This is a genomic window from Sphingomonas bacterium, from assembly GCF_903644055.1.
In the GTDB taxonomy this organism is placed as follows: domain Bacteria; phylum Pseudomonadota; class Alphaproteobacteria; order Sphingomonadales; family Sphingomonadaceae; genus Sphingomonas_I.
The window spans coordinates 1-7359 of record NZ_CAHJXD010000239.1; the positions used below are offsets into that span (position 1 = coordinate 1).

The 7359-nt window shown below is 69.6% G+C and carries 9 protein-coding genes; 7 read left to right on the plus strand and 2 right to left on the minus strand.

All coding sequences use genetic code 11. From position 1 onward, the window contains the following. The 4 genes from HUU94_RS10545 to HUU94_RS10560 form a co-directional block, all read left to right on the plus strand. The coding region (locus HUU94_RS10545) for a sensor histidine kinase (protein ID WP_174275039.1) at positions 1 to 1646 on the plus strand (1646 nt) is incomplete at its 5' end. Further along, the gene (gene tsaE / locus HUU94_RS10550) at positions 1639 to 2100 is read left to right on the plus strand and encodes a tRNA (adenosine(37)-N6)-threonylcarbamoyltransferase complex ATPase subunit type 1 TsaE (RefSeq protein ID WP_174275040.1); all 462 of its coding nucleotides are present in this window, start codon (positions 1639 to 1641) and stop codon (positions 2098 to 2100) included. The genes HUU94_RS10545 and tsaE, both read left to right, overlap by 8 nt. Beyond that, the gene (locus tag HUU94_RS10555) at positions 2097 to 3044 is read left to right on the plus strand and encodes an aminoglycoside phosphotransferase family protein (RefSeq protein WP_174275047.1); all 948 of its coding nucleotides are present in this window, start codon (positions 2097 to 2099) and stop codon (positions 3042 to 3044) included. Before tsaE ends, HUU94_RS10555 begins: the two co-directional genes overlap by 4 nt. Further along, complete coding sequence (locus HUU94_RS10560; protein WP_174275041.1) at positions 3041 to 3796, plus strand: nucleotidyltransferase family protein; 756 nt, start codon at positions 3041 to 3043, stop codon at positions 3794 to 3796. Before HUU94_RS10555 ends, HUU94_RS10560 begins: the two co-directional genes overlap by 4 nt. Before the next feature lie 9 nt (positions 3797 to 3805). On the opposite strand, the gene radA is transcribed toward HUU94_RS10560, so the two are convergent. Then, entirely contained in the window at positions 3806 to 5176 is a 1371-nt protein-coding gene (radA, locus tag HUU94_RS10565) for a DNA repair protein RadA (protein WP_174275042.1), read from the minus strand. Positions 5177 to 5274: 98 nt separating this feature from the next. On the opposite strand from radA, the gene HUU94_RS10570 reads away from it, so the two are divergent. The 3 genes from HUU94_RS10570 to HUU94_RS10580 all read left to right on the plus strand — a co-directional run bounded on the left by HUU94_RS10570 (position 5275) and on the right by HUU94_RS10580 (position 6624). Further along, positions 5275 to 5571 carry a hypothetical protein gene (locus tag HUU94_RS10570; protein ID WP_174275043.1) on the plus strand — a complete coding sequence of 99 codons (297 nt, stop codon included), beginning with the start codon at positions 5275 to 5277 and terminating at the stop codon, positions 5569 to 5571. Continuing rightward, the gene (pyrF, locus tag HUU94_RS10575) at positions 5571 to 6245 is read left to right on the plus strand and encodes an orotidine-5'-phosphate decarboxylase (RefSeq protein WP_174275044.1); all 675 of its coding nucleotides are present in this window, start codon (positions 5571 to 5573) and stop codon (positions 6243 to 6245) included. The genes HUU94_RS10570 and pyrF overlap by 1 nt, the downstream gene beginning before the upstream one ends. Positions 6246 to 6312: 67 nt before the next feature. Continuing rightward, positions 6313 to 6624 carry a hypothetical protein gene (locus HUU94_RS10580; RefSeq protein WP_174275045.1) on the plus strand — a complete coding sequence of 104 codons (312 nt, stop codon included), beginning with the start codon at positions 6313 to 6315 and terminating at the stop codon, positions 6622 to 6624. A gap of 52 nt (positions 6625 to 6676) precedes the next feature. Here the strand turns inward: HUU94_RS10580 and HUU94_RS12850 are convergent. Beyond that, on the minus strand, positions 6677 to 7359 hold a 683-nt coding region (locus HUU94_RS12850; RefSeq protein ID WP_174275046.1), incomplete at its 5' end, for a sulfate/molybdate ABC transporter ATP-binding protein.

Sequence of the window (7359 nt, forward strand, 5' to 3'; positions counted from 1 at the left end):
TGATCGACGCCGGCGGCGACGGCACGGCGGCGGAGATCGCCCAGCGCGTCGCGACGGCGGGTGCACCCACCACCCGCACCGCCGCCGCGATCATCGCGGGCGAGCGGCGGATGATGCGCGTCACCGATGTGCCGATCGCGGGCAGCGGCGTCGCGGGCTTCGCGGTCGACATGCAGGATCAGGAGGATGCGCGCGCCGATCTCGCGCGCTTCGCCGATGCGCAGCGCGCGATGCTCGATCGCTTGTCGGCGGGCGTTGCGCAATTCGGGCCGGACCGCGCGCTGACCTTTTACAACCGCCACTTCCTCCGCCTGCTCGCGCTCGATGCCGATTGGCTGGCCGACCGGCCCGAATTCGATCGCGTGCTCGAACGAATGCGCGAGTCGCAGCGCGCTCCGGAAAGCCGCGACTTTCCGACATGGCGCGCCGATCGCCGCGCCTGGTTCAACTCGGCCGAGCCGGTCGAGGAGAATTGGCTGCTGCCGGGGGGGACGCATCTCCGCGTCGTCGCCCAGCCGCTGCCCGATCGCGGCCTGCTCGTCATCTTCGAGGATCGCACCGAGCATCTCCAGCTCGCCAGCGCGCGCGATACGTTGCTGCGCGTGCGCGCGGCGACGTTCGACAATCTGTTCGAGGCGATCGGCGTGTTCGCGGGCGACGGCCGCCTCCACCTCTGGAACAACCGCTTCCGCGAGCTCTGGGGCCTCAGCGAGGAATATCTCGTCCAGCATCCCCGCGTCGACGCGCTGGCGCAGGAGATCGCGCCCCGTCTGGAGGAGCCGAAGCAGGCCGCGCAGATCCGCGAGATCGTGCGCTTCGCCACGATCGAGCGCCAGCAGCGCGCTGGCCGGCTGACGCTGAGCGACGGGCGGCATTTCGAATATGGCGCGGTGCCGCTGCCCGACGGCAACGCGCTCTTCACCCTGCTCGATATCACCGCCAGCCGGCGGATCGAGGATGCCCTGCGCGATCGCAACCAAGCGCTGGAAGAGGCGAACAGTCTCAAGAGCAATTTCGTCGCCAACATGAGCTACGAGCTGCGCGTGCCGCTGACGACGATCACCGGCTATGCCGAGATGCTTTCGGAGGGCTATGCGGGCCCGCTGGCGCCGGTGGCGAAGGAATATCTCGATGCGGTGCTGACGGGCGTCGAGCGTCTGCGCTCGGTCATCGGTGACGGGCTCGATCTTACGCAGAGCGAGATCGGCAGCCTGCCGCTCGATCTCGCGCCGGAGCGGCTGAACGACATTGCGCGGGAAGCGGCCCATGCCGTCGCCGACGCGGCCGCGCAGGCTGGCGCGCGGCTGGCGCTCGATCTCGCGCGCGAATCTCCGATCGTCGCGGGGGATCGGCGGCGCCTGTTGCAATGCCTCGATCATCTGCTGCGCGGCATCATCGCGCAGCTCCCGCCGGGTTCCCAGGTCGTTACCGAGACCAGAAGCGACGACGCGTCGGCCGAACTGCTGATCCGCGCGCCGTCGATCCGCCCGGCCGAGGAGATCGATAGCGGGGGCGGCCTTCTCGAGGCGGGCCTGCCGTTGGTGCGGCAGCTCGTCGAGGAACATGGCGGCAGTCTGTCGGTCAGCTTCGAGCAGGCGACGGGCGCGTGCATAGCGATCAGGCTGCCGATCGCGCCCGATGCCTGAGCCCGCGATCCTCCTCGCCGATGCCGCGGCGACCGATGACGTCGGACGCGCGCTCGCGCCGTTGCTGCGCGTCGGCGACGTCGTCACGCTCTCGGGGCCGCTCGGCAGCGGCAAGACGAGTTTCGCGCGCGGCCTGCTTGCCGCCTTGGGGCTGGAAGGCGATGCCCCGAGCCCGAGCTTCGCGCTGGTCATCGCTTATGCGCCGCCCGAAATCCGCCTGCCGGTCTGGCACGTCGATCTCTATCGTCTGGCGGCGGCGGCGGATGTGCTGGAGCTGGGGCTGGAGGATGCGCTGGCGGATTCGGCGTTGCTGATCGAATGGGCCGATCATGGCCTGGCGCGCTGGCCCGAGGCGCTGGCGCTGCGATTCGCGGTCGAAGGCGAGGGGCGGCGCTTGACTTGGACCGTCGGCCCGGCATGGGCGGAACGATGGCCACCCCCGCCGCCGCGATGATCCCGCCCGAGGCGGCGCCGGCCTTCCTCGCACGCGCCGGCTGGGGGGATGCGCGCGTCGAGCCGCTTGCCGGGGATGCCTCGTTCCGCCGCTATTTCCGTGCGCGCGCGCCGGGCCGCTCGGCGGTATTGATGGATGCGCCGCCACAGCATGAGGATAGCCGCCCGTTCATCGCGGTCACCGAGCATCTCCAGGCGCTGGGTTTCGCCGCGCCGCGCATCCTGGCGCGCGATCTGGAACAGGGGCTGATCCTGCTCGAGGACTTCGGCGATGCGCGGATGGCCGAGGTGATCGCCGCCGATCCTGCGCGCGAGACGCCGATCTATGCGCAGGCGATCGATCTGCTCCGCGCCTTGCACCGCGCCGATGGCGGCGCGCTGCCCGCCTATGACATGGCGGTCTACCAGCGCGAAGCCGGCCTGTTCCCCGAATGGTATCTCCCCGCCGTCGGCATCGGCCCGGACGACGGCTATGCGCAGGCGTGGCAAGGCGCGCTTGAGACGATCGCGGCCGATCGTTCGGTGACGGTGCTGCGCGACTATCACGCCGAGAATATCATGCTGCTGGAGGACGGCGGGCTGGGGCTGCTCGATTTCCAGGACGCGCTCGCCGGGCACCCCGCTTATGATCTCGTGTCGCTGCTTCAGGATGCGCGGCGCGAGGTATCGTCCGAGATCGAGCGCACGATGCTCGATCGCTACGGCGCGATCGACGCCGCCGCCTACGCGATTCTCGGCGCGCAGCGAAACGCCAAGATTCTCGGCATCTTCACCCGATTGTGGAAGCGTGATGGCAAGCCGCGCTACCTCGCCTATCAGCCGCGCGTCTGGCGCTACCTCGAACGCGATCTCGCGCATCCGGCGCTGACGGAGGTCAAGGCCTGGTTCGATCGCACCGTGCCGCCGGAAAAACGCGCCGCCTTCTGGAGCGATCCCGGCGCATGAAGGCCGAGCCGCCGCGCGCGCTTCGCCCGAGCCCCTCGTCGCCGCCGGTCCGCACCGCGATGGTGCTGGCGGCGGGGCTGGGCAAAAGGATGCGCCCGCTCACCGCCACCCGCCCCAAGCCGATGGTCGCGGTCGCGGGCAAGCCGCTGATCGATCATGCGCTCGATCGGCTGCGGTCGGCGGGGATCGCGCGCGCGGTCGTCAACGTCCATTATCTCGCCGACGCGCTCGAATCGCACATGCGCCGCGCGCGTGGGATCGAGGTGCTGATCTCGGACGAACGCGCTCTGTTGCTGGAGACGGGCGGCGGGATCGCCAAGGCGCTGCCGCTGATCGAGGACGATCTCTTCCTCGCGGTCAACAGCGACAATCTCTGGTTCGATGGCCCGGTCGATGCGATCCGCTTGCTGTGCGACCGCTGGGACGATGCGACGATGGATGTGCTGCTGCTGCTCGTCCCGCTCGCGCGCGCCAACTGCCACCGCGGGCAGGGCGATTTTCACATGGACGCGTCGGGCAAGCTGGCGCGGCGGCGGCCGGGGCGGGTGGCGCCGTTCGTGTTCACCGGCGTCCAGTTGATCGCCCGGCGGCTGTTCGATGGGATTGCGATCGAGCCCTTCTCGATGAACCGCCTGTTCGACAAGGCGATCGCGGCGGGCCGGCTCTACGGCATCGTCCACCAGGGACTCTGGTTCGACGTCGGCACGCCGCCGGCGGTCGCGCAGACCGAGGCGTTGCTGGCGCACGGATAGAGGCGCAACTCACCGCCCGAGCAGATGATCGACCAGCGCACCGAGACCGGCAAAATGCGCGAGCTTCATTCCCGCGCTGCCGTCCTTCGATCCCGCCGGCACCAGCGCGCGCGTGAAGCCGAGCTTGGCGGCCTCCTTCAGCCGTAGCCCGCCATGGCTGACCGCGCGGACCTCACCGGAGAGAGCGATCTCGCCGAACGCGATCGTCTCGGCGGGCACCGGCCGTTCGGACAGCGCCGAGACCAGCGCCGCCGCCACCGCCAGATCGGCGGCGGGATCGATGATGCGATAGCCGCCCGAGACATTGAGATAGACCTCGGCGGTCGAGAAGCTCAGCCCGCAGCGCGCCTCCAGCACCGCGAGGACCATCGCCAGCCGCGCACCGTCCCAGCCGACCACCGATCGCCTCGGCGTGGCACCGCTCGCCAGCCGCACGACCAGCGCCTGGATTTCGACCAGAACGGGCCGCGTCCCTTCCATTGCGGGGAAGACGGTGCCGCCCGCCATGCCCTCGGCGCGATTGGCGAGGAACAGCGCCGAGGGGTTGGCGACCTCCTCCAGCCCACCCTCGGCCATCGCGAAGACGCCGATTTCGTCGGTGCCGCCGAACCGATTCTTGGTGGCGCGCAATATGCGATATTGATGGCTGCGCTCGCCCTCGAACGCGAGCACGGTATCGACCATATGCTCGAGCACGCGCGGCCCCGCGAGCGCTCCATCCTTGGTGACGTGGCCGACCAGCACCAGCGCCGTGCCGCGCTCCTTGGCGTAGCGGATCAATTCCTGCGCGGCGGCGCGCACCTGGCTCACCGTACCAGGCGCGCCCTCGATCAGGTCCGAATGCATCGTCTGGATCGAATCGATCACCAGCAGGGCAGGGGGCGCCCCCTGATCGAGCGTGGTGAGGATATCGCGCACCGAGGTCGCGGCGCCGAGCTGGACGGGGGCGTTGCCCAGGCCGAGCCGCCGCGCGCGCAGTCGCACCTGATCGGCGGCCTCCTCGCCCGAAACATAAGCGACGCGCGATCCGGCCAGCGCTAGCCGCGCCGCCGCCTGCAACAGCAGGGTCGATTTGCCGATCCCCGGATCGCCGCCGATCAACGTCGCCGAAGCGGAGACCAGCCCTCCGCCCAGCGCCCGGTCCAGTTCGGCGATCCCGGTCCTGAGCCGATCTGGCAGCACGACATCGGCATCGAGCCCCAGCAGCGGGATCGCGCGCCCGCCCGAGCGCAGATCATGCTTGGCGGCGAACGGGGTCACCGTGCCGCCATTCTCCTGCACCAGGCTGTTCCACTCGCCGCAATCGCCGCACTGGCCCTGCCAGCGCGAAGAGACCGATCCACAGGCCTGGCAGACATAGCGGCGTTGAGGTTTTGCCACGGCGATTCCCGACGAACGAAGCAAGAACATATACGACGCGCGAGGTGCTGGCAATCGCCAAAGTGGCGTGGATCGCCAATCGCCGCTAAGCAGGGGCCATGAACTTCCTGCGCACGCTGTTCTGGGTCGTCGTGACGGTGCTGCTCGTCGTCTTTTCGCTCAAGAATTGGACGACCGTGACGATCACATTGTTCGGCGGGCTCCAGGCCGATGCCAAGCTGCCGCTGCTGCTGCTGATCGCCTTCCTCGTCGGGTTCCTGCCGCTGTACGTCTATCATCGCGTTACGCGCTGGCGGAGCGACAAACGGGCCGCGGCGCTCGCGCTCGTCCCGCCGGTAGTGCCCGCCTCAGCCCCGTCTCCGGAGACCGCGCCGCCGCTGTCGGACGCATTCTGATGCCGAGCCGGATTTTCGTCGCGATCGATACGCCCGACCTGTCGCGCGCGCTTGCCCTGGCGGGGCGCGTCCGCGCGCATGCGGGCGGGATCAAGCTCGGGCTGGAATTCTTCGCCGCCCATGGCGCGCACGGCGTAAAGGAGGTCGCGGCGCTCGGCCTGCCGATCTTCCTCGATCTCAAGCTCCACGACATTCCCAATACCGTGGCGAGCGCGATCCAGGCGTTGCGCGGGCTTGCCCCCGCGATCCTCACCGTCCACGCGGCCGGCGGACGCGCGATGATGGAGGACGCCAAGGCGGCAGCACCTCCGGAAACCAGGGTCGTCGCGGTCACGGTGCTCACCAGTCTCGACGGGAGCGACCTCGCCTCGATCGGCGTCGGCGCCGATCCGCATGCGCAGGTCGAGCGGCTGACCGCGCTCGCGCGCGAGGCCGGGCTCGATGGCGTCGTCTGCTCGGGCTATGAGGTCGCCGCCGCGCGCAAGCTCTGGCGCGAAGGTTTCTTCGTCGTCCCGGGCGTCCGCCCCGCCGGCGAGGAGACCGCCGATCAGAAGCGCGTGATCACGCCGCGCGCCGCGCTCGATGCGGGTGCCTCGATCCTCGTGATCGGCCGCCCGATCACCCGGGCCGAAGACCCCGACGCCGCGCTCCGCGCCATCGCCGCGACGCTTTAGGCGATGTGCGTCCTCATGAACGAAAACGTTACCGAGCCGTTATAGCATGGCAAATGGAGTGATTCCCATGAACGGCAAGCTTACGATCGTCGCGCTCTCCCTCAGCCTGATGACGCCGGTGGCGGCACCCGCGCAGACCCGCGCGCAGGTGTCGCACGAGCGGCAATATCATGGTCATAACCGTCGGTATTACCGGCATTGCAAGCGAAGCAGCGGCAGGACCGGTCTGCTCGCGGGTGCGGGCGGGGGCGGTCTGGCCGCCGCCGCGCTCGGCGCCGGCCCGATCGGTATCGCCGCCGGCGTCGTGGGCGGCGGCCTGCTCGGCCGTCATCTCGACAAGCGCCACGATGCCGCGCAAAATCGCCGCAACCATTGTTGAGCGGCCAGGGGCCCAAGGCCTGGGTGACGCTTCATCTTGAACAGGACAGCCTCTAGCGCGGGAAAAGCCGGAAACGCGTCGGCAGCACCGTGATCGGGCTTCCGGGGGCAGGCGCCTCGGGCAGATCGAGTTCGATCAGCGCGCCATGCTGGTCGTGCGCCTCGGCGCGGAACAGCGCGCCGTGCGGACGAACATGACCGACCGTCGCCGCCAGCGCCGATGCGGCATCGCTGGTGCGAGCGATGTCGTGCGGCCGGAAGAAGAGATCGGCCGGACCGTCGGCGCCGGTAGCACCCTCCAGCGCCAGCGTCTTGCCGTCGACAATGATGCGGCCGCCGGCGATTTCCACCGCGATGCGATTCGATTCGCCGACGAACCCGTGGACGAAGCCGGTGGCGGGTTCGGCGACCAGCGCCTCGGGCGTCGCCACCTGCTCGATCCGCCCCTTGTTCATCACCACGACGCGGTCGGCGAGTTCCAGGGCTTCCTCCTGATCGTGCGTGACGAAGATCGAGGTGAGGCCGACGCGATCGTGCAGCGCGCGCAGCCAGCGGCGCAAATCCTTGCGGACCTTGGCGTCCAGCGCGCCGAACGGCTCGTCGAGCAGCAGGATGCGCGGCTCGACCGCAAGCGCGCGCGCGAGCGCCACGCGCTGGCGCTGGCCGCCCGAGAGCTGCGCGGGATAGCGGCCGCCCAGCCCCTCGAGCTGGACGAGCGCGAGCAATTCCTCGACCC